Raw genomic sequence first — 20,426 nt, 5'->3', positions numbered from 1 at the left:
CTACACCGCCACCAGTGATAGTCCTATCGCTGCGGGAGATCGCAAGCTGAAGCTGAAGTTTGACTACGCTGGCAATAAAGGCGAAGTTGGCAAGGGCGGCACACTTACCCTGTACGCCGATGGCAAAAAAGTGGCGACCAGCAAAGTGGAGCGGACATCCCCAATGAAGTACTCCCTGTCCGAAAATCAGGATATTGGTGCCGATACGGGAACGCCAGTCACTTACGACTACCAAACGCCGCTGAGCTTTGAAGGCAAACTGAAAGAAGTGGTCGTGACGCTCGCTAAGTAAAGCTACCGCTGATTGTGTTGTCGGTTTTGAGCTCTGTTAAGGAATATGCTCAAGACCGGCAACCACGGTAGCTTTATTTGCCGAGTAGTGATCTAGAAAGGCTCCTAATTTTTATAGATCGAACCAAGATCTTTTTCGATCTCAGGATACCTGTTTAACCTCAACATACTGAATACCACTCTCGGCATTCGACGGATTATCTAAAGCTACCTTTAAAGCCGGAAGCGCCTCTTTGTACTGCTCAACCGCCGCCTCTTTAACCGGGCCATAACCAGCAATATCGCGAGCTGCACTGGCGAGCTGTAAAGCTGCGGACAGGTTTTCTGCCGTTACCTTACCGGCAACGCTTTCAATCAGGCTACGGTAATCTTCGATCAGGCGTCTCTCCATACGGCGTTCGGCAGTGTAACCGAACGGATCCAGGGCGGTACCACGCAGACTTTTCATGGCCGCCAAAAATTTAAACGCTGGAATGATCCAGGAGCCAAAAGTACGTTTCTTTGGACGACCAGTCGCTTTGTCTTTACCGGGTAACATCGGAGGTGCAAGATTAAAGCTTAGCTTAAAATCCCCGGCGAATTGCGCGCGAATTTGCTCCAGAAACTTCGGATCGGTGTATAGACGAGCCACTTCGTATTCATCTTTGTAGGCCATCAACCGCGCCAGTGTCAGGGCCACTTCACGAACAAAGGTCTCGCCACCATCGACGTGGGATACCTGTTGACGAATCTGAGCGACAAAATCGCTGTAGTGTTTGGCGTAGCCTTCATTTTGATAAGCGGTCAGTAAACGAGTACGGCTGGCGAGTACATCGTCTACGGTGTCCAGAGAAACCGCTTCTGGACCATCATCCAATTCGGCAGCCAGCGCATCAGGATCGTGAGCGGCCAGACGGCCGTAGGCAAAGGTACGCAGATTACCTTCCACAAAAGTACCATTCAGACGAATAGCCTCCTGTATGGATTCGATAGACAGTGGCAACAAACCCTTTTGTGCCGCGTAACCCAGCATCAGCATATTGGTGCCTATGCTATCACCAGTAAGGTCAGTGGCCAGCTTGCTGGCGTGCAGACTGAAAGCCGAGCCGCCATCAATGGCGTCGACAACGGCTTTGCGAAGACGCGCTTCGCCCAGATCCAAATGTTTGTTGGTTTGAAATTCACCGGTAGGTGCAACATCTGTATTCATAATTGCAGCCGTGTGACCGGGGCGAACGCTTTTCAACACTGGTGCACCTGAAGCCACAATCAAATCACAGGCGATCAGCAGATCTGCCATGCCTTCTGAGAGACGCGAGGTGTATATGCCTTTGGGGTTTTGTCCAATGCGAATATGGCTGGTCACCGAACCGCCTTTTTGCGCCATGCCGGTTAAATCGAGAATGGTGCAACCTTTACCGTCAAGGTGCGCGGCCATACCCAATAGAGCGCCGATGGTCAGTACGCCCGTGCCACCAATGCCTGCCACCTGAATGTTGTAACCGCGTTCGTCCAGTGGTGCCAACATGGGCGCGGGCAGCTGATCCACCAGTTGTTGCAGACGATCTTTATCGCCTGTCACATGCACCGCGATTTTTGCGCCTGTGACATTCACAAACGAGGGGCAGAAGCCTTTGACGCAACTGTAATCTTTATTGCATGTGGACTGATCAATTTTGCGTTTGCGGCCAAACTCAGTTTCGAGCGGCAAGACACTGATGCAATTGGATTGCACCGAGCAATCACCGCAGCCTTCACACACTTCCGGATTAATAAACACACGCTTGTCTGGATCGTCCATCAGGCCACGTTTGCGACGGCGACGTTTTTCAGTCGCGCAGGTTTGCTCGTACACAATCGCGGTCACGCCTTTGCTTTCACGCAGCTGACGTTGCAGATTGTCCATCTCATCACGGTGACGCAGAAACGTATTGCTGGGCAGAGTCACGGATTTATATTGATCTGGACTATCCGACACCAGGTAAACCGGCCGCACACCTTCAGAGAGCAATTGATTCACCATGTCCATCGGAGTGATTTGTTGCTCAACCGGCTGACCACCAGTCATGGCCACCGCATCGTTGTACAGCACTTTGTAGGTAATGTTCGCTTTGGCAGCCACAGCGGCGCGAATTGCTAATATGCCCGAATGGGAGTAAGTGCCATCCCCCATGTTCTGAAACATGTGTGGTGTATCCACAAACTGACTGACGGAATTCCACGGCGAGCCTTCGTGCCCCATGGGCATAAATTGCATGGTGTCACGATCCATCACAACCGCCGCGAGACCGTGACAGCCAATACCGCCCATGGCTTTGGAGCCTTCAGGAATTTTGGTACTGGTATTGTGCGGACAACCGGAACAGAAAAACGCCGGACGTACGGCATCGCTGCCCAGTTCACCAGCGCGTTTTTCCAGCTCCAGATACCCGTGATAGTGCGTGTCCACGTGATCGTCTTGCAGCCCCAGCTGATCCATCAGGGTTTTGATGGCGTGACGCACTTTGCCTACAGACAGTTCCGCCACAGAAGGCAGCAGCGAAGCGCCATGCATATCCCGCTTGCCGGTCAGGGCTGGGCGTTGATTCGCATCCAGGCCATACAGTTGCTGAGCAATCTGATCTTCCATGACCGGACGTTTTTCTTCCACCACCAGCACCGCCTGACTGCCCGCAGAAAATTCGGTCAATCCCTGCGGGTCCATCGGCCAGACCAGGCCCGGCTTGTAGAGACGAATACCCAGCTTGCGACAGGTGGCTTCATCCAGCCCTAAGTCGGCCAAGGCCTGACGAACATCCAGATAGGCTTTGCCAGCTGACACAATCGACAGATTGCGACGTTCTCCATCAATCATGACCCGATCAATACCATTGGCGCGGGCGAAGGCCGTAGCCGCCGGCAAACGATGATTAACCAGCCATTCTTCCTCGACCAGAGGTGGAAGATTGGGACGCAGGTTTAATCCCTCCGGCGGAATCTGCACATCAGTTGGCGTGATGTACTGTTGATAAGCATCTGGAAGTTCGACACATCCCGACAAGTCCAGGGTATCAGTGATGGTTTTCAGTCCCACATAACAACCGCTGTAGCGAGACATGGCCCAACCAAACAGACCATATTCAATGATTTCACTGATGCTCGACGGATACAGAATTGGCACCATGGCAGCCATCAGTGTGTGCTCGGATTGATGGGCACTGTCAGAGGATTTGCCACCGTGGTCATCTCCGGCCACGATCAAAAAGCCTCCCTGAGCCGATGCCCCTTCAAAATTACCCAGCTTCATGGATTCGCAGGCGCGGTCTACACCAATGCCTTTGCCGTACCAAAGACCAAATACTCCGTCAAAATCGGTCTTGCCGAACCATTCAACTTCTTGAGTGCCGCGAATCGCACTGACCGCCAGTTCCTCGTTCAACCCCGGACGAAATACGATATTGTGTTCATCCAGTAGCTTTTGCGCGCCCCATAATGCCGAGTCATACACACCCAGCGGTGAACCGCGATAACCGGAAATGTAACCGGCGGTATGAAGTCCGATAGCCCGGTCACGGCGAATCTGATCCAGAGGCAGGCGCACCAGCGCCTGGTTAGATGTCATAAACACCTGCCCTTCAGGCTGGGTGTACTTGTCATCCAGTGATGTGACAGGAAGGTGTGTCGTTTCAGGCTTTGTCATGTGATTACGGTATCTGTGTTCGAGTGGATGCTGGCCAGCCAATTGATTATGGGCGCGTTGGGTCAGTGCTTAATTGATCCAGAGGGAAGTCACATTCGTCGGTGGTTTCCTGGATTTCAATGTCGTTGCCCTCCGGATCGCGCCCATAGATAGACTTCACATGGCCCACATCTATCGGCGCTGGCTCACTGAACGTCATTCCCACAGCTTTCAGGCGGGTGTACTCGGTTTCAATGTCCGTCACATCCACGCAAAAGTGGGTGTAGCCTTTGTCGTAGGGGTTCAGCGGCTCTGTCGATTTAGGCGTCGGGGCGCTGTACTGAAACAGCTCCATATAACAGGTGCCAGCCCGCAGCATGCAGCCTTTGGCGGCCGATTGCGGCACGTCTACAATGCGATCGATAAACTCATCATCACTCCACTGAAAGGGCTCGCCAACCAGCTCAAAGCCAAAGGCTTCGCGATAGAACTGGATCATTCTGTCCATATCGTGAACATGAACGCCAATATGATGTATACCTCTGATCATGGGTAATTCTCCTGCAGGCTGTTTTATTGTTTTTCCCAAATTTATGGTTTTTGTGAGAACAATCTTGTGCCAACTTGTGTCTATATTCGTCTTTGTCGAGAACTCAGTCTAACGGGCTCAGTAAAAGCGGATAAGAGGGCTCACAGAGAGAGGCAAGCGGGTGTGCAGACGCAGTCATTTTGAGGCTTTAGGGGGGGTGACATAATGATCCCACGATAAAAACAAGCCTGAGCTGGAGAAAACTGATGAGCGAACAGCTAAAAGACAAATCGATGGCATTCGGTGAAGCCCGCTACCCGGACGAGCCAAGCACACAAGACATCATTGCCAGTGACAAGGTCGAGGCGCCCAAGTGGGTTCGCTCCGAATCCTACGAGTATTTGGGCAGCGAAGACATCTCCACCGACCGTTACTACGACCCCGAATTTTCTAAAAAAGAATACGACAACCTGTGGAACCGCACCTGGCAGTTTGCCTGTCGCGAAGAGCACATCCCCGAACCGGGCGACTACTACGTCTACGACATAGGCCGTCATTCTTTCATCATCACTCGCGTTGCCGAAAATGATATCCGCGCCTACTACAATGCCTGTCTGCACCGGGGGACTAAACTGCGTGCCTCCAATACCGAAGGCTGCACTCAGGAGTTCAAATGTACCTTCCACGGTTGGACCTGGAACCTTGACGGCACCTTAAAGCAAGCCGTTTGCCCCTGGGACTTTCCTCACGTTGAAGAAGAGAAGTTCTCCCTCCCCGAAGCCAAAGTCGAAACGCTGGCGGGCTTTGTGTTTATCAATATGGATCACGATGCGCCGTCTCTGGAAGATTATTTGGGACCAGAGTTTATGGACCACATCAACAACTGGGGGCTTGAGAACCGCTATATCCAGTGCCACGTGTCCAAACTGATTCCGGCCAACTGGAAGCTCACCATGGAAGCCTTTATGGAAGCTTACCACGTGATTGAAACCCACCCACAGGTGGCTGTTTCCAATGCCGACGCCAACTCACAGTACGATACGTATGGCGAGCACGTGAACCGCTTTATTTCACCGTTGGGAGTGCTCAGTCCGCATTTGAAAGGCCAGTACACCGAACAGGATATTCTCGATCAGTTTACCGTCGGGGATGCGTCCGTACTGGGTGATGTAGATCGCACCCTAAAAGACGGTGAAACCGCTCGCCAGCGGATGGCAGATACCATGCGTTCCATGTTTGAGCAGGCCACCAACACCGATCTGAGTGACGTTTCCGATTCCGAGCTGCTGGATTGCTTCTCCTACACCCTGTTCCCGAACACGTTTGTGTTCCCCGGTATTTCACTCCCCATGGTGTACCGTTTCCGTCCAGATCCGAAAGATCATCGTATGACCATTTATGAGGTGTTCTTCCTGCGTCCGGTACCGAAAGAAGGCGAGCGTCCCGATCCTGCAGAGCCGGTGTACCTGGATGAATTCCAGTCCTTCACCGAAGCCGAAGGCATGGATCCCGGTTTTGGCGCGATTCTCGATCAAGACACCGAAAACCTGATTATGCAGCAACAAGGGGTCGAGGCGAGCGCCAAGCCAGGCCTGACACTGGGGAATTATCAGGAAATCCGCGTGCGCCATTTTGAAATGGCCGTCGATAAATACGTATCAGGCCAATAAAGGCCTGAATCGGGGTTTAAGCAGTATGAATGAAGAAGACAAAATCCCGGTGGCATCTGAATTCACACGTTTTTGTGAGGTTTCTGAGGTGCCACCCGGCGGTAAAAAAGCCGCCAAAATCAATGGTGTCTGGGTGTTGGTATGCAACACAAAAGACCGATTGTTTGCGGTGTCTAACATCTGTTCCCATCAGGTGAAGCCGCTGGTTAACGGTCGGGTTCGCAACTGCGCCATTACCTGTCCAGTGCACGGGGCGAAATTTAATCTGGAAACCGGTGAGGCACTGAATCTGCCGGCCACTAAACCAATCGACACCTACAAATTGCGTATTGTGGACGATTGGATCGAGGTTCAAGTATGAATTTTTTCACTCGAAGCAAAGGTTTGAAGACTTCTCGGATACCGCCACAATGGCAAGACGTTACGCCCGAATGGATGACGGCGGCTATTGCGAGTCATCACCCTGAAGCTCGAGTTGATGAAGCCAAGATAGTAATGCGCGATGACGGCACCAACCGACGCGCTCGCTTTGGGCTGACATATTCTGCTGGCACTGGGCCTACGTCTCTGTTTCTGAAAGCGCATGCTGCGAATCACCGGTTTGTGCATTTGCGCAATGGCAATCTTTTTAATGAAGCACGTTTATTTGCTGCGGAGGTACCTCTCGGAGTGGATCACCCGATCGTCTATAAGTCCATTGTCGACCGTTTGCGGCTGGACTTTCTGTTGGTGATGGAAGATCTAACACAGCGTGGCGCCGACCCTAGAGACGCCACACGACCAATGACGGTCGAGCAGGTTGCCAATGGTCTGCGAGGATTGGCTCGTTTACACAGCTTATATTGGGGATTTTCTAAAAAGACGCACCCAAAGCTGGACTGGGTCAAAAACTGGAAACCCAGTCAGGGTTGGCAAGTGGGATTGAAACGATGTGTTCCCATCGGGCTTGAGCGCGCGGGAACAAACATTCCTGAAGCAATCGCGGCTTACAGTGGTGACGAAATCGTAGAATATTGGGCACGTTATGTGACGTCTTTGACCCAAGGAACAATGACGTTCCTACATGGAGACGCACACATCGGGAATACCTATGTTTTGGCCGATGGTGATGTGGGCTTCCTCGATTGGCAAGTGGTTCGTCGAGGAAACTGGTCACAGGATGTCGGGTACTTCTTGGTAGGCTCTCTGACTGAAGAGGATCGTCGAGCCCACGAAAAAGAACTTATCGAAGAGTATCGCAATGCTCTTGATATTCCAGAGGATCAACGTCCATCTTCGGAAGAAGCGTGGCTGACCTATCGCACCACTCCGGCTTACGGCATGGCGATCTGGTTGTCTACACTGGGCACCAACAGTTATCAGGCACAAGAAATTTCACTGGCATTAGCCCAGCGTTTTTCAACGGCTTTTGTTGAGCTGGATACTTTGTCTGCACTGGATGCGGTTGGAGTTTAGTTTTACTCTGCCAACGCTTTTATTGAATGCCTACAACCCCGTAAAATCATTGTAATCTCTGCACAGAGCTGCAGGATCAAGACCATTCACCATCAGAGTATCGTGTTTCAGGTACTCTGATGATCTCCCCGGAATCTTAGTAGTCGTAATGAAGACTGATTCCATACGTTCGAGGTGCAGCCGGAACGGCCACATCGGCTAATGCACTGCCTAATTTCTGCACGTGATAGGTTTCATCCATCAGGTTGCGTCCCCATAACTCAACACTCCAGTTTTGGTTCGCCTGATACAAAATAGACCCATTCACGGTATCAAAGGCGGGTTGCTCCAAACGGTTATCCGATTCATAAAAATAACCATCGTTGTAACTGTAAAGAAGGTTCATTTCCAGGCTGCCGTTTCCAATCGGTACGCTGTAGTTAACCCCAAGGCTGGCCGCCAATTCAGGAGCCAAAGGCGTGTCATTACCTTTAGCGCTCTGAATGACTGTTGAGCTACCGCCGATACTGGCAGGGTTCGGAATGGCATACGGTGCTAAAGGAAACTCTGAAAACTCTGAATTCAGAAATGTAGCCGACCCGAATACACGCAGATTCTCGAATGGAATCACCTCGAATTCCACTTCCAAACCATCGACCTCCACTTCAGCCGCATTCAACAGTACCGCGTTAGCGCCCACATTGGTTGCGGCACGAACCTGGTAATCACTGATGTCGTAGTGGAACGCTGCAAGGTTGAGTCGAAGACGATCATCCCAGAGTTGCGACTTCATACCCAGCTCGTAGGCATCAATAGTCTGCGGTAATACACGAGGCTGAGTAATGGAAGACATTGAAAACACACCAGACTTGTATCCACGGTTGTAAGACGCATACACATTAACCTGATCAGTGATGTCATGACGTAACGCAAGACGATAAGTCGTCTCCTCATCATCTTCAGTCTCTCGTACAGAAATGGCGGGTATAGCAGGGTTAAAGAAGGATTGTTCGCCATCCAGTGTTTGCTTATCCAGGGTATAGCGAATGCCTGCCGTTAAAGTCGTTGCATCTGTTAATGCATAGCTTATTTCACCAAACGCTGATGATGACCAGGTTGTCATGGTTGAATTCACATCATTACCACCACCGACTGCCGAGAGTAGAATCCCCTCTGATTGTTGTGGCGACAACTCGCTTTCCGCTCGTAACAAAAAGATACCCGTCTGCCAACTTAAGGGATCGGTCGTGTTAGAAGATAAACGTATTTCTTCCTGTAAAGACTGCGTAGATGAGTCAATATTGATATGATACAGAGCACTGGGGCCAGTGTCCGGGTCAAGAGAACTGAGGTTCTTGTTATCCCGATAGGCCGTAATACTGGTTAACGTCGACCATCCGAGATCAATTTCAGCGGTAAGGTTGAATCCTATGTTTCGCTGATCATTAAACTGTTGGTCAGGCGTATTCGTATCATAGGGATCTGAGGGAGGCAAAAAACTACCACTCACAGGATCCAGTCCCACGGAATCGGGAGCCAACCGAAAAGCAGACGTATAATCGTCCGACTGTTTGGTGTATTCCGCTGATGCACTTATCTTCGTCGCATCATTAGGTGTCCACACCCATTTTGAGCGGACTCCCCAATCCCAGCCTTTACCGACATCTTTGCCCGTGGCCTGATTCTCGCCCCAGCCTTCGCTCTGATTTGTTGAGGTGAGAGCAATATCAGCACTGAGGTTTTCCGACACGGGCCCAGCCACATATAACTGAGCTGTTTGTGTTTGATAATTGCTGATGCCCGCCTTTGCTTTTACAACCAGCTCATCTCCCGGCTCACGAGTAATCACATTGATTAAACCACCGGATGAATTACGACCAAACAACGTACCCTGGGGACCTTTCAAAACTTCAATACGCTCAATATTATTAAACTTGAGAATCGACTGTTTTAAATCCGGGAGAAACACGCCATCAACATACATCGCATTGGCGCCCTCTTCGCCAGTGCCACCACTCGTATTACCCACTCCCCTTACAAAAAACATACCTGAAGGTCCAGAACGTACCAACTGAACACTGGGTACCATCTGTGGCAGTGAAGCAGTACCATCTACACCGCCCTGATTGAGAAAGTCATCCGAAATTGCAACGACAGAAATTGGCACGTCTTGAAGGTTTTCTTCTCTGCGTTGCGCGGTAACAACAACCTCCTCCAGGGTGGCTCGTGCCCTCGTTCCTGGATCTGTAGTTTCTTGAGCTTGTACATTCACGGCACTGATTGCCGAAACTAAAGTCATTGGAAGAACGTGACGAAAACGTGGAAAACTGACGCATTTAGATCTTGAATACATTAAGTGTCTCCTGAGTATCATTGTTATAATTATCTATTTCCGCCGACCCGCGATGAGGATTCGGAAACGCAGCACTCAAGCTATCGCTCTTATCTGCTGTACAGAGATTAATAGTTATAAAATGATTATCAGCAAGTCCGTAAAACTATCTTTACTCACTTAATCAGTGACAGTCAAAAGAAGGATCAGATACAGTCATAGAACAGTATTAAAGGCTAAAATAAAAATTACGAAGAAATACTTCGACGATATCAATTTGAATAATTTGTCATGTAATCAATAACCTCTTGCATGTTCTGTTTCTGCCAGAAGTTTAAAAACACAGACATGATCAGCAATTGTGACCGACCTCGCTCACTGCGCTGAATCCGGGGGTCCAAACGATCATCCACGTGGTTCAGATCAGGCACTTTGGCCAAGATTAACTTTGGAGCATCGAGCATCCAAGCCAGCCCCATCATACCGACATAGATTTTCAAATGCAGATTAAGCTTCTGCAAATCAATCGTCCCACCACCAGCCTGCTTATACTCTTCAGCAAAGAGTTCAAGAAGCTCATCCAGATGATTATCCCAAATCGTCAACTCAGCAGCGCTCAAACATCCCCAAATTGCCATAGCCAAGTTCATCTGACTGGCATTCCCCCAATCCATCAGGCCACATTCAAGCGGACCGGAAGCATCTCGCCAGAACCAGGCATTATCAACATGCGCATTCCAGTGACATAACGCAGTCAGTTCTGAATCACTCTGTAAAATCTTTTTAGCCACAGCCTCCAGAGCTTGAAACTTCGGAGCCTCTTCTTTTATACGGGCAATAAATGCTTCACTTCGTATGTTCTTCGGTAATATTTGAGGATAATCATGACTGAACTGAGCGTATTGAACGACTTTTTCACAGATCTTCTCTGGGGTATAGGGTTTCCTCTGGCTAACCGAAAGCTTTTCCGGCTCAAACGGGAAATATTCTTCCACAACTGATGACAGCCGACCGGCCTTATGAGCTCCTGAAAGACGCGCAAGCGCTGTAATTAGCGCTTTGTAGTGATTCAGTGGCTCTGGCATTTGATAATCCAGACATTTAGGATACAACTTTTCGACCCCATGAAAACCATAAGGAATCCGTTGAGTGATCAATATGCCTGTTCCGCTCTGATGATGATAATCGGAGTAATAACAGGTCGGGACCGCAATCGGAAAACCCGGATCCCTGGAGAGCAGTGCAAACAATACTTCTAACTCCATTTGCGTTTTCGCTGCATCCCTATGTACGTCATCAAAATCCCTTGAAAACTTTACAAAAAGGTCATTGTGTAATTCTGGTGATGGCTTCTCATAATCGACCGAAACGATTAGTTTACGTCCCGTACTGCCTCCAGAAATTTCTTGGAATCCTGTAACATCAGTCACACAGTTGTCATTCGGTAATATACCTGACGCTTGAAAAGCCTGTGTGAGAAATTCGGGACCCCCTTTAATAAAAGCTTCTGTATGTGCCGGCATTTGTAAACCTAAATGGTCTCCAGGAACCCAGTCAATCTTCATAATTTTATACTCTTACTGTCGAAATACTTTGTGGTTTACGTTTTGTGGATTCATCATGAAAAGAAGAGATAATACCACCCTGAAAACATATACAACACTGATGGCCAGTGTTAGCATCAGATGACGTTTCACAAAAACGCACAAGCCTGAAAAAATGATAAAAAATTAGAACAGGATTTCTAAGATGCCTGAAACTCTTTCTGTCAATCGACAGCCTTACCCTGCGCCATCTGTTGCGTGGCGTGCAACGCTCATTCTATCCCTGCTCTATTGGCTGTCGATTCTTGATCGCTTCATTATTGCCCTAATGGTTGATCCGATCAAAAATGATTTGCAAATCACTGATCTTCAATTTGGCCTTTTACAGGGTCTGGCATTTACTTTTACTTATTCAATATTTGGTTTGATTGCCGGATCTTTGGCTGACAGGTACAGTCGACGCTGGATTATTTTTTTCAGTGTATCCGTCTGGTCCCTTGCAACTGCAGCCTGCGGAATAGCTCAAAGTTTTTTGCAGCTGTTATTTGCCCGAGTGGGGGTTGGCGCTGGGGAAGCAGGGCTCAATCCCAATGCCAACTCCATGCTCACAGATCTGTTCCCCCGTGACCGACTCGCGTCTGCCCTTGCGGTTTACACCATTGGCGCGACAATCGGCTCGGGGATGGCCTATCTTCTAGGTGGCATTATCGTTGATCTCGTAGCCAACTCAGATCCTATTGTACTTCCCTTTATTGGTGAATTACGTCCGTGGCAGACCGTCTTTTTGATTGTCGGTATTCCCGGTGCATTTTTATCCTTGTTGATCTTTACCATTCCAGAACCTGTTCGTCGTGGAAGACTCAGCGAGTCCGATAATACTAAAAGAAGAAATCTGTTCAGTTCCTACGGGGAGCTGCTCAAGTTTATGGCAACACGGAAGCGTTTTTTCGCTTGCCACTACACCGGCTTCGCCATTGCGTCGGTCATCCTCGCCAGCGGTGGAATGTGGTATCCCGCTTATATGAGCAGAAATTTTGGCTGGAGCGCCAGCCAAATTGGATTGACACTCGGTTTGGTATTGATCGCCGCAGGCATTTCAGGGAAATTGCTAAGCGGATACATCATGGACGCCATGTACCGACGCGGATATCGAGATGCTCAGCTGCGCTGGTACGCAGGCTGTCTTATTGTAGCTGCACCCATTGGGATTATTGCTACGACCAGCGACAATCCCTGGGTATTTTTATCCGGTATTGGAGTCTTTCTATTACTGCTGGCACCGTTACCCGCTTGTTACAGCGCTGCGTTAAACCTTGTTACTCCCAATGAGCTTCGCGGCACTGGCATTGCTTTCTTTGGGGTGACTGGTGGCCTTATCGGTATGGCCGCAGGCCCCATTGTTGTCGCTGCAATTTCGGATCAGCTGTTTGGGTCAAACCTGGGGCTGGCAATGGCCACTACCATTGGTTTTTGTTGTCCGATAGCCGCATATATTCTCTATCTGGGTTTTGCTCCGATGCGGGAAGCCGTGACAGAAGCAGACGGTTGGAATGACGATCCCGCCACGGCTAGCTAATAAGCCAACTTAAGAACTTCTTCTCTGACAAGTCTGATCATTTGTAGCGGGAAAGACTCCCGCTACAGTTTTCTTGAGTTCGTACTATTATTTTCGATTCGTTAATGCGCCCTAGCCCGTCAAACGCGCAGTGGCGATGTTACGGATATCACTGGCTTTCACTTTTTCGTTGCCCGTCAAAGAGAATTCATCCTCAGTAAAGAATAGAACCTTTCTGGGAACCTTAAAGCTCGCCAGTTTTTCCTTCAAATACGCAATAATTTCCTGCTCGCCCAGAGAGCTATTTTCCATCGGAACAATACAGGCCACCACCATTTCACTGAGAGTTTCATGAGGTACACCAACCGTCTGGGAGCGTTTAACCCCCGGATAGTTACCAATAATGGAATCCACTTCTTCTGGTGAGACATTGGCTCCACCAGTTTTGATGATGTCGTTCAGTCGTCCTTCCCAAAACAGATGACCTTGCTCATCAATATAGCCGCCATCACCTGTGCGGTAATAGCCATCTTCATCAAAAATATCTTCCGGAGACTTGCCCAAATAGCCCTTCATCAACGTGGGGCCTTTAATGCAGACCTCCCCTCTTTCGCCCATGGCAACGATTTCACCGGTCATCGGATCAATCACTTTCAGAATATTACCAGGCAAAGGCGGGCCAAAATTACAAGGGTCAGAGTTTTCAGGATCACCAATCACAAACGAGCACAGAATACTCATAGTTTCTGTGGTGCCAAAGGCATTGGGCATTTCCCAAGTGGTAGTCACCGTTGGATGCTCCATGATGAGTTCGCCTTTGGTGATTTGACGTAAGCTACTTAAATCAGCTTCTGCCCAGCGCGGACTCGCTTGCATCCGTGCCCATTGATGAGGACGGCCATTCATCAACGTCACGTTTTCCAACTCTATCAGTTCAAGAGCCTGATCCGCATCAAACAGTGGCTGTAGGATAATCGCACCGCCGGTCGATAGTGCCGTCCCAACAATAATGGAAACTGGGCCCGACCAGAAAAATCCATTGCCGGTCCAGCTGCGGGACGGTTGATCAAGTCCCCACAATCGTTTCCAACGCCAAAACTGAATGGTAAACGCCTGTTGCGAATGCAATATGCCTTTCGGCAGACTGGTAGTTCCAGATGAAAAGAACAAAGCACCATCGTCCGCGGGATGAACTTTCTCAGCTCTTGCCTCCAGTAAGGAATCAGAAACAGTTTCGGCTGTAGCAAGAAACGATGCCCAGTTATCAAATGCGTCGATACTTGAGACATCTGACTCCGAGCGGCTTCCTGCTTTAGCCACACCATCAAGACAAACCAGGCTCTTAAGATAAGGGAACTTATCTGATGACACAGCACCATATTTCGCAGACAGAATATTCGGCTCCAGCTGTGTTAGCATGCTGGCAAAGTCTTTTTTTAACACCTGATCTTCAAACAGCAAAATAGACACATCGGAAACACTGAGTAGATGTCGCATTTCATCTTCAGTGGAAAATGTACTGAATACAACGGAAACACCACCAGCGAGAGCGGTACCAAACAACGCACTTAAGTACTCTGCGCGATTTGTCATTAAAATCCCAACGCGTGTACCTTTACTAACGCCATTGGCGATCAGAGCTTTTGCCACTCTGGCAGATTCATTCCACAGATCCTGATACGTCCACCGAAGCACGGAGTCATCGTGATGCATAACAACAGCTTCGCGCGGAGCGTATTGCGAAGTCACTTCCCGAAGGTATCCCGGAAGAGAAAGTGCACCAATACCCGGCTCTTCATTGAGTGGGGTGGCGTGGAATAAAGATAGTGGTGTTTTTATCATTATTTTCGCTGTGCCTATTTCGCTGTGCCCATAATTGCACAGCCTATGGTATATAGGCGCTCCGAAAAGAAGCGCCGCGACTGTCTCTAACTGACGTTAGAGTCAGGGTTCTGATTGATTCGAATGCCAAAAGTACGGTTTAGTAAGGCAGCTCAATCTCAGCTGTGGCACTGAGGATAACGTCCCCATCTTGAGTCATTTGCTTAACCTTGACTTGAACAACCGGCATGCCATAAGGAGATTGTTCGATCTTGTCGATGACTTCACCTTCGATATAGGTCACATCACCTTCAAAAGCCGGCATACGGAATTGGGATTTGGAATGCCAAATATACCCTTCATGCCCTGCCCAATAGGCCATGTAGTCATGGAACCAGGCACTCATGGAAGCCCCGTAACCGTAGGCGCCACCCATACCAATTTTCTCGGCTTTATCTTGATTGATATGACCGCTGGACGGTCCGTGATACAGACCATCTTTCTGGCGAGGATCAATCAGTCCGGCTTCGTGGTCATAAGTCATATTGGAAGCAAAGCCTGCATCTTCTTTGGCGGGATCGTATACCCCTTCCGGAGCATTCCAGCGCCATGTGCCCCAAATATTCTGCCGGTGCGCACGACATTCCAAAGCGAAAGTGACAACTGAGTGAGGACCGATGACACGACGAGGTAGCTTGTCGCCGATCTGAACTTCTTCAAAATGTGGAGACTTACCTTCACGATTGGACAAAATCCAGTCCATACGAGTACGCGCAATTTCATCCAGTTCTTCGGATGTCCATTTTTTCGGCGCACGCTGTTCTTTATCGTACATGCCGCGCTTTTTGGCTTCTTCCACCAAATATCGAATGGCGGTAGAACGCTCTTTAGCCACCATAGAACCATTTTGGTTGTGGTGTACGGTATCCCCGCGTGAAAATACAGTCGGACCGGCAAACTTGGTATCCGAAATGTCGTAGCCATCAAAGCGACGCTTCTGGGTTAATTTATCCCCCGGACGAATGGGAGTCCCGTAAAACCACCACTCTTCCCCTCCAAAGATCAGGTGTGAGCCCGGGATATTGCCCACACAGGCGGGGTGGCAACCGTGGCCGTAATCCATGGCTACGGTAAAGGACTGTGGTGCCACAATGCCTCCGAATTTCGATTCGCGAGCAAACTCTTCATTCCAGTGAATGGGGTTGGGGTAATCCATGGCCTGAACCCAACGACGGATGTCGGTAGCATTACAGGGATCCCACAATTCAGCAAAGATCACGGGTTTTCCAACCCATTTATCGACATCGCTCATATCCAGCGTTACTGAGTTTTCGTTCTCATTGGTGGCAGACATGGGATTCACTCCTCGTGATTAATATTCAGGGGTTATTATTAAACTTATAAGGTAACGTTTTTTGCTGTGTCTTTAATATCACTATTAACCAGGTAGAACGTTGTTGATTGGGAAAATAGTAAGCGAGTTGTTCAGGGAGATCTCCACACTAGCTGCAGTGCCATATACAGTTCGCGCAAACTGATCTCCAGTAAGTTTTACAGGAAGGACATTCACATCGGTGCCATTGTAACTATCACAAAAATTTCACGATCACAAAATAGAGCAATGTTTCACTCTCGATTTCAGCGTGCTCAGCGGCGCTTTACGCTACCGCTGTTTCAGCACTCTCTGAATCCACCGACAGTTTTCCAGCACGCTGGGCAATGTGATTAGCGGCAACATAACCGAACGTCATGGCTGGACCAATAGTGCCACCGGCACCTGGGTAAAGGTTGCCAAATGGACTGCCTGAGTTGTTACCCGCCGCATAAAGACTTGGAATAACTTGATCATTATTGTTAACGACACAACCGTTGGCATCAGCTTTTAACCCGCCTTTTGTACCCAAGTCACCCAAATTAATCGGCACAGCGTAATAAGGCGCTTTATTGATGGGCCCCAAACAGGGATTAGGGGTCACATTGGCATCACCAAACATGCGGTCATAATCGTTGCTGCCACGACCAAACTCTGGATCATCACCGCTGATCGCGTATTGGTTCATATTGGTCACGACAGCTTTCAGCTTATCCACTGGCAGATGTACTTTAGCCGCCAGAGCCTCAATGGTGTCGGCTTTAAAAATGTAGTGATTCCAGTAATCCTTGGGAATCGTCCAATCCGGAGAAATCACGCTGGGCATAAAGCCCCCGGCAGTGAACTTCGCCCGAAAATTGGCATCAAACACCAGCCAGCAGGGGTTGTTGGCACCGGTTTTCAGGTGGTCGGCCACCATCGCCTCACCAAATTCGTCGTAGCTACAGGCTTCATCCACAAATCGGTCACCATTGCGGTTTACGCAAACACTGTGGGGACGTCCCACATCGAAAGCCGCCTGATGAATTTCTTCAAAGTTGGACGCCTTGGGCATGGGCATATGCATTGTGGGAATCCACCAACCAGCTTCCGTATGCTCTGTTGCCGCGCCGACATTTAATCCGGCAATCATTCCTTCACCACGATTAGCATCTTCCGGAGAACTGCTGTTGCGAGTCTGTCCTGGTACCGGCCAGTAACGATCACGTAACTCTTGATTCCATTCAAACCCGCCGGCACACAGAACAACTCCATGACGCGCATGGATTTCATAGGGACGACCAAAGTTACTCACCTTGATACCTTTAACGTCATTATTTGACACGATCAGATCATCAAGACGGGTTTCGAGGCGAACTTCCACGCCGCGATCAAAGATTTTCTTATAGATATGCCCCATCAGCGCGCCGCCCTGAGTGAAACGACGATCGCGCTTGCCTAATAGACGGGTACTGAGATCTGACCAGTAACTCCAGGCCATTTTCAAAAATGTTTTAATCCAGCCCGGCGCTCGGGTAGAGATGGAAAAAAATTGCACCACATCCATTGCATAGCGATTAAACACTTTAAAACGCGTGTATTGTTCACGCATATGCAGAAAATGATCGCCCAGATCCCGACCGTCAAAGGTATCGCAGATCACAGATCGGTCATCCCTGGCGCCCGGCGCATCGGCAAAGTAATCCGGCCAAGCCGCAGGCATAAGTGGGATGCCAACGGATTTCAAAAAGGCCGCCATTTTTGGCGCCTGATCAACATAGGCATCCAGGCGATCCTGCTGTACTTCGCTGCGTAACAAATGATTGATGTATTCCATCGAGCTTTCGCGGCTGTCATCACTCGGTGTGAGCTGGTGATTGGGAATCCACATGACACCACCGGACGTGGCTGAAGTACCACCGTATTTATGCGCTTTTTCAACAATCAATACCGAGAGGCCTAATTCTGCCGCACGCAAGGCCGTCGAGGCACCCGCCGCACCAGAGCCAACGACGATCACATCATAGGTTTCTGCTTCACTCATGTTTCACTCCGCGATCAAAACGTTTTAATATTATTTACGATTCTCAAGCTACACATTCATCTGCGCAGGCGTTACTCAGCTGGAACAACAGTTACTCTTAAACCGTCGAGCTCTGGCGACACATTAACCTGGCAACAAAGTCGACTGTTGTCCTGCTGTACCTCGGTCACCATGTCCAGAGTCATTTCTTCAATGTCATCCGGTTTGCCGACCGTGTCCTGCCACTTTTCGTCGACGTAGACATGGCAGGTGCCACAGGCACAGCCGCCGCCACAATCTCCCCAAATACCATCGACACCGTTGTCTTTGGCCACATTCATTAAGGATTCACCGACTACAGCATCCTTAATGACTTTTTCAGTTCCGTCTGGTTCAACAAATGTGATAGTTACTGCACTCATTGGATTACCTCTTTAACGCCCGAACTTTTCGGGTTGATACATTGTTATTAACATCAGCTCTCTATCCGAATGAATACATGGATACAAAACTGATGTTGTGATTAAAATTGATAAGTGATTTCCGCACCATAGGTACGGGGCTCACCCACTGCTGCTGCGTTATGCCCCAGAGAAGCACCCAGCGCCATACCTCCCACAAAGTATTCTTCGTCAGTGAGATTTTTGCCAAATAGCGCAGCGGAGAAGTCGCTACCCATAATGCCTTGCCAGTTCAAACGCATATTGACTAACTCATAGGAAGGCAGTTTGGTATCTGGTGCGATGGAATCAGCCGTGTTGGAAAAGTACATATCATCCTGGCCATAAATTTCAGTGTACAAACTAATTTCACCCACAGAGGTATCCACCGGCACATCGATTTTAGCCCACACAGTCCAGGTAGAATCCGGGGTATTAGCTACTGGACTGTAGCTGTAATCCACACCAAACAGGGTCGTATCACCATCGGTAAATTCCGCATCGGTGTAAGTGGCCATAACACCCAGCTCCACGAGATCGGTCACCAGCATTGAGGCTTCCAGCTCTACGCCCTTCACTTCCATTTCTGGAATGTTTGCGGTTACGGCGATGGACTGTAAATCAAGTCCGTTGGGGTAGGGATCCGGGTCAGGAAACTCAATGCGCTGAACATCTTCAACCCACTGCTGATACAGTGCCAGATTCATTCGTGTTGGACGTTCAAACAGCATACCCTCAAACTTTAAGCCCAACTCGATATCTTCAACGGTCTCCTTATCAAACTTATTACCACCACCCGTGGCATCTGCGTCAAACGGCGGCGCCGACCCATTGAATCCACCACTGCGGAAGCTGGAACGCGCTTTAGCATAGGCAAATAACGCTTCGCTTACATCGTATTCAATACCCAACTCCCAGGACGCGCCTTGAAATGACTCATCCTGTTTGTTGGAAAAGCCGGGAACATTATAGAAGTCAGCGCTTTCCAACTGCTCGATACTGACGTCTTCTTCGGTGTAGCGAACACCGGCGGTCAGACTTAGCTGGTCTGTCAGATTGTAGGTCGTTTGTGTGTAGATGGCGGCAGTATCGGTATCTATACCAAAATGACTGGTCGCCGTTGCCTCCGCAACCGTGCCGACAAAGTAACTCTGTGGCCACAGAGTTTCCGTCTTACTCTGCTGCAGATACATACCCAACAGGTAGGTCAAGCTGGAATCAAACGCCTCACCAGAGAGCTGCAGCTCGTTCGAGAAGGACTCCAGGTCAAACTCATTCCCCACTTTGCCAGTGTTAACGTTGCGAGTGGCAAAGGTCGGGAAAGGTGCACCAAAGGCAGGCTGTTCAGAATCGGTATTGGCACTGGTGTAGCCAAAGATATTTTTCAACCGCAGGTTGTTATTGATATCGAAAATTGTCGTGTTGGTGAATATCTGATCATCACCGACGTGATCCGCGCCAAAAGGATGCTGAGTTTTGTAAGGCCCCAGCTGATCCTGTACAGCGGGGTAACTCTCAGCACCGGGATACAAGGCCGCAGCAGCACCATTCAGAGCAAAACCGTTATTGGTTTGACCAAATTGATAAACACTCCATGCATAGGTGGCACCGGTATTTGTACCCTCCAACCGGGAGTAGCTGTACATGGTGGTATTTTCAAAGCTCTCATTGGGTCGTACAGTGAGTGACATCCGACCACTGTCGCGATGAGTTTCGCCGTGTTCAATGCCATTGTAGATGTTGTCAATATAGCCGTCTTTATCCAGTGAGTTAAACGCTACCCGAAACAGCACGGTATC

General features: G+C 49.3%; 13 protein-coding genes and 1 pseudogene. 5 read left to right on the top strand and 9 right to left on the bottom strand.

Annotation, left to right across the window (positions count from 1 at the left end):
* Positions 1 to 292, top strand: a pseudogene (locus ACTG33_RS10380) (hypothetical protein); the annotation flags it as partial.
* A 141-nt stretch (positions 293 to 433) separates the two neighbouring features.
* On the opposite strand, the gene ACTG33_RS10375 reads toward ACTG33_RS10380, so the two are convergent.
* Positions 434 to 3,949: an indolepyruvate ferredoxin oxidoreductase family protein gene (locus ACTG33_RS10375; protein ID WP_439135139.1), complete on the bottom strand. Its 3,516-nt coding sequence runs from the start codon at positions 3,947 to 3,949 to the stop codon at positions 434 to 436.
* A 46-nt stretch (positions 3,950 to 3,995) separates the two neighbouring features.
* Positions 3,996 to 4,478: a VOC family protein gene (locus ACTG33_RS10370; RefSeq protein ID WP_439135138.1), complete on the bottom strand. Its 483-nt coding sequence runs from the start codon at positions 4,476 to 4,478 to the stop codon at positions 3,996 to 3,998.
* A gap of 245 nt (positions 4,479 to 4,723) precedes the next feature.
* On the opposite strand from ACTG33_RS10370, the gene ACTG33_RS10365 reads away from it, so the two are divergent.
* From ACTG33_RS10365 to ACTG33_RS10355, 3 genes are read left to right on the top strand one after another with little or no spacing between them, the layout of a single operon-like run.
* On the top strand, positions 4,724 to 6,127 hold the full coding sequence (locus ACTG33_RS10365) for an aromatic ring-hydroxylating oxygenase subunit alpha (RefSeq protein ID WP_439135137.1): 1,404 nt from the start codon (positions 4,724 to 4,726) through the stop codon (positions 6,125 to 6,127).
* A gap of 25 nt (positions 6,128 to 6,152) precedes the next feature.
* Positions 6,153 to 6,488 carry a Rieske (2Fe-2S) protein gene (locus tag ACTG33_RS10360; protein WP_439135136.1) on the top strand — a complete coding sequence of 112 codons (336 nt, stop codon included), beginning with the start codon at positions 6,153 to 6,155 and terminating at the stop codon, positions 6,486 to 6,488.
* Positions 6,485 to 7,582: a phosphotransferase gene (locus ACTG33_RS10355; protein WP_439135135.1), complete on the top strand. Its 1,098-nt coding sequence runs from the start codon at positions 6,485 to 6,487 to the stop codon at positions 7,580 to 7,582. The genes ACTG33_RS10360 and ACTG33_RS10355 overlap by 4 nt, the downstream gene beginning before the upstream one ends.
* 136 nt (positions 7,583 to 7,718) lie before the next feature.
* Here ACTG33_RS10355 and ACTG33_RS10350 read toward each other — a convergent pair whose 3' ends face one another.
* Positions 7,719 to 9,860, bottom strand: coding sequence for a TonB-dependent receptor (locus tag ACTG33_RS10350; protein ID WP_439135134.1), 2,142 nt, complete (start codon positions 9,858 to 9,860; stop codon positions 7,719 to 7,721).
* Between the two features lie 305 nt (positions 9,861 to 10,165).
* Positions 10,166 to 11,458 (bottom strand): hypothetical protein, encoded by a 1,293-nt coding sequence (locus ACTG33_RS10345; protein ID WP_439135133.1) that lies wholly within the window; start codon positions 11,456 to 11,458, stop codon positions 10,166 to 10,168.
* Between the two features lie 184 nt (positions 11,459 to 11,642).
* On the opposite strand from ACTG33_RS10345, the gene ACTG33_RS10340 reads away from it, so the two are divergent.
* A complete protein-coding gene (locus ACTG33_RS10340; RefSeq protein ID WP_439135132.1) occupies positions 11,643 to 13,013 on the top strand; it encodes a spinster family MFS transporter in 1,371 nt (456 codons plus the stop codon).
* Between the two features lie 111 nt (positions 13,014 to 13,124).
* Here the strand turns inward: ACTG33_RS10340 and ACTG33_RS10335 are convergent, their stop codons facing one another.
* The 5 genes from ACTG33_RS10335 to ACTG33_RS10315 all read right to left on the bottom strand — a co-directional run.
* Positions 13,125 to 14,834, bottom strand: a complete 1,710-nt coding sequence (locus ACTG33_RS10335) for a class I adenylate-forming enzyme family protein (protein WP_439135131.1) — start codon at positions 14,832 to 14,834, stop codon at positions 13,125 to 13,127.
* 139 nt (positions 14,835 to 14,973) lie between these two features.
* Positions 14,974 to 16,167 carry an FAS1-like dehydratase domain-containing protein gene (locus ACTG33_RS10330; protein ID WP_439135130.1) on the bottom strand — a complete coding sequence of 398 codons (1,194 nt, stop codon included), beginning with the start codon at positions 16,165 to 16,167 and terminating at the stop codon, positions 14,974 to 14,976.
* A 304-nt stretch (positions 16,168 to 16,471) separates the two neighbouring features.
* Positions 16,472 to 18,208: an FAD-dependent oxidoreductase gene (locus tag ACTG33_RS10325; protein ID WP_439135129.1), complete on the bottom strand. Its 1,737-nt coding sequence runs from the start codon at positions 18,206 to 18,208 to the stop codon at positions 16,472 to 16,474.
* 71 nt (positions 18,209 to 18,279) lie between these two features.
* Positions 18,280 to 18,609 carry a 2Fe-2S iron-sulfur cluster-binding protein gene (locus ACTG33_RS10320; RefSeq protein ID WP_439135128.1) on the bottom strand — a complete coding sequence of 110 codons (330 nt, stop codon included), beginning with the start codon at positions 18,607 to 18,609 and terminating at the stop codon, positions 18,280 to 18,282.
* Between the two features lie 101 nt (positions 18,610 to 18,710).
* A partial coding sequence (locus tag ACTG33_RS10315) for a TonB-dependent receptor (RefSeq protein WP_439135127.1) occupies positions 18,711 to 20,426 on the bottom strand: 1,716 nt, incomplete at its 5' end.

Source organism: Pseudomaricurvus sp., assembly GCF_965662505.1.
GTDB lineage: Bacteria > Pseudomonadota > Gammaproteobacteria > Pseudomonadales > Cellvibrionaceae > Pseudomaricurvus.
The sequence above is the reverse complement of the archived record's forward strand: the minus strand, read 5'-3'. Positions and strand labels throughout refer to the sequence as shown.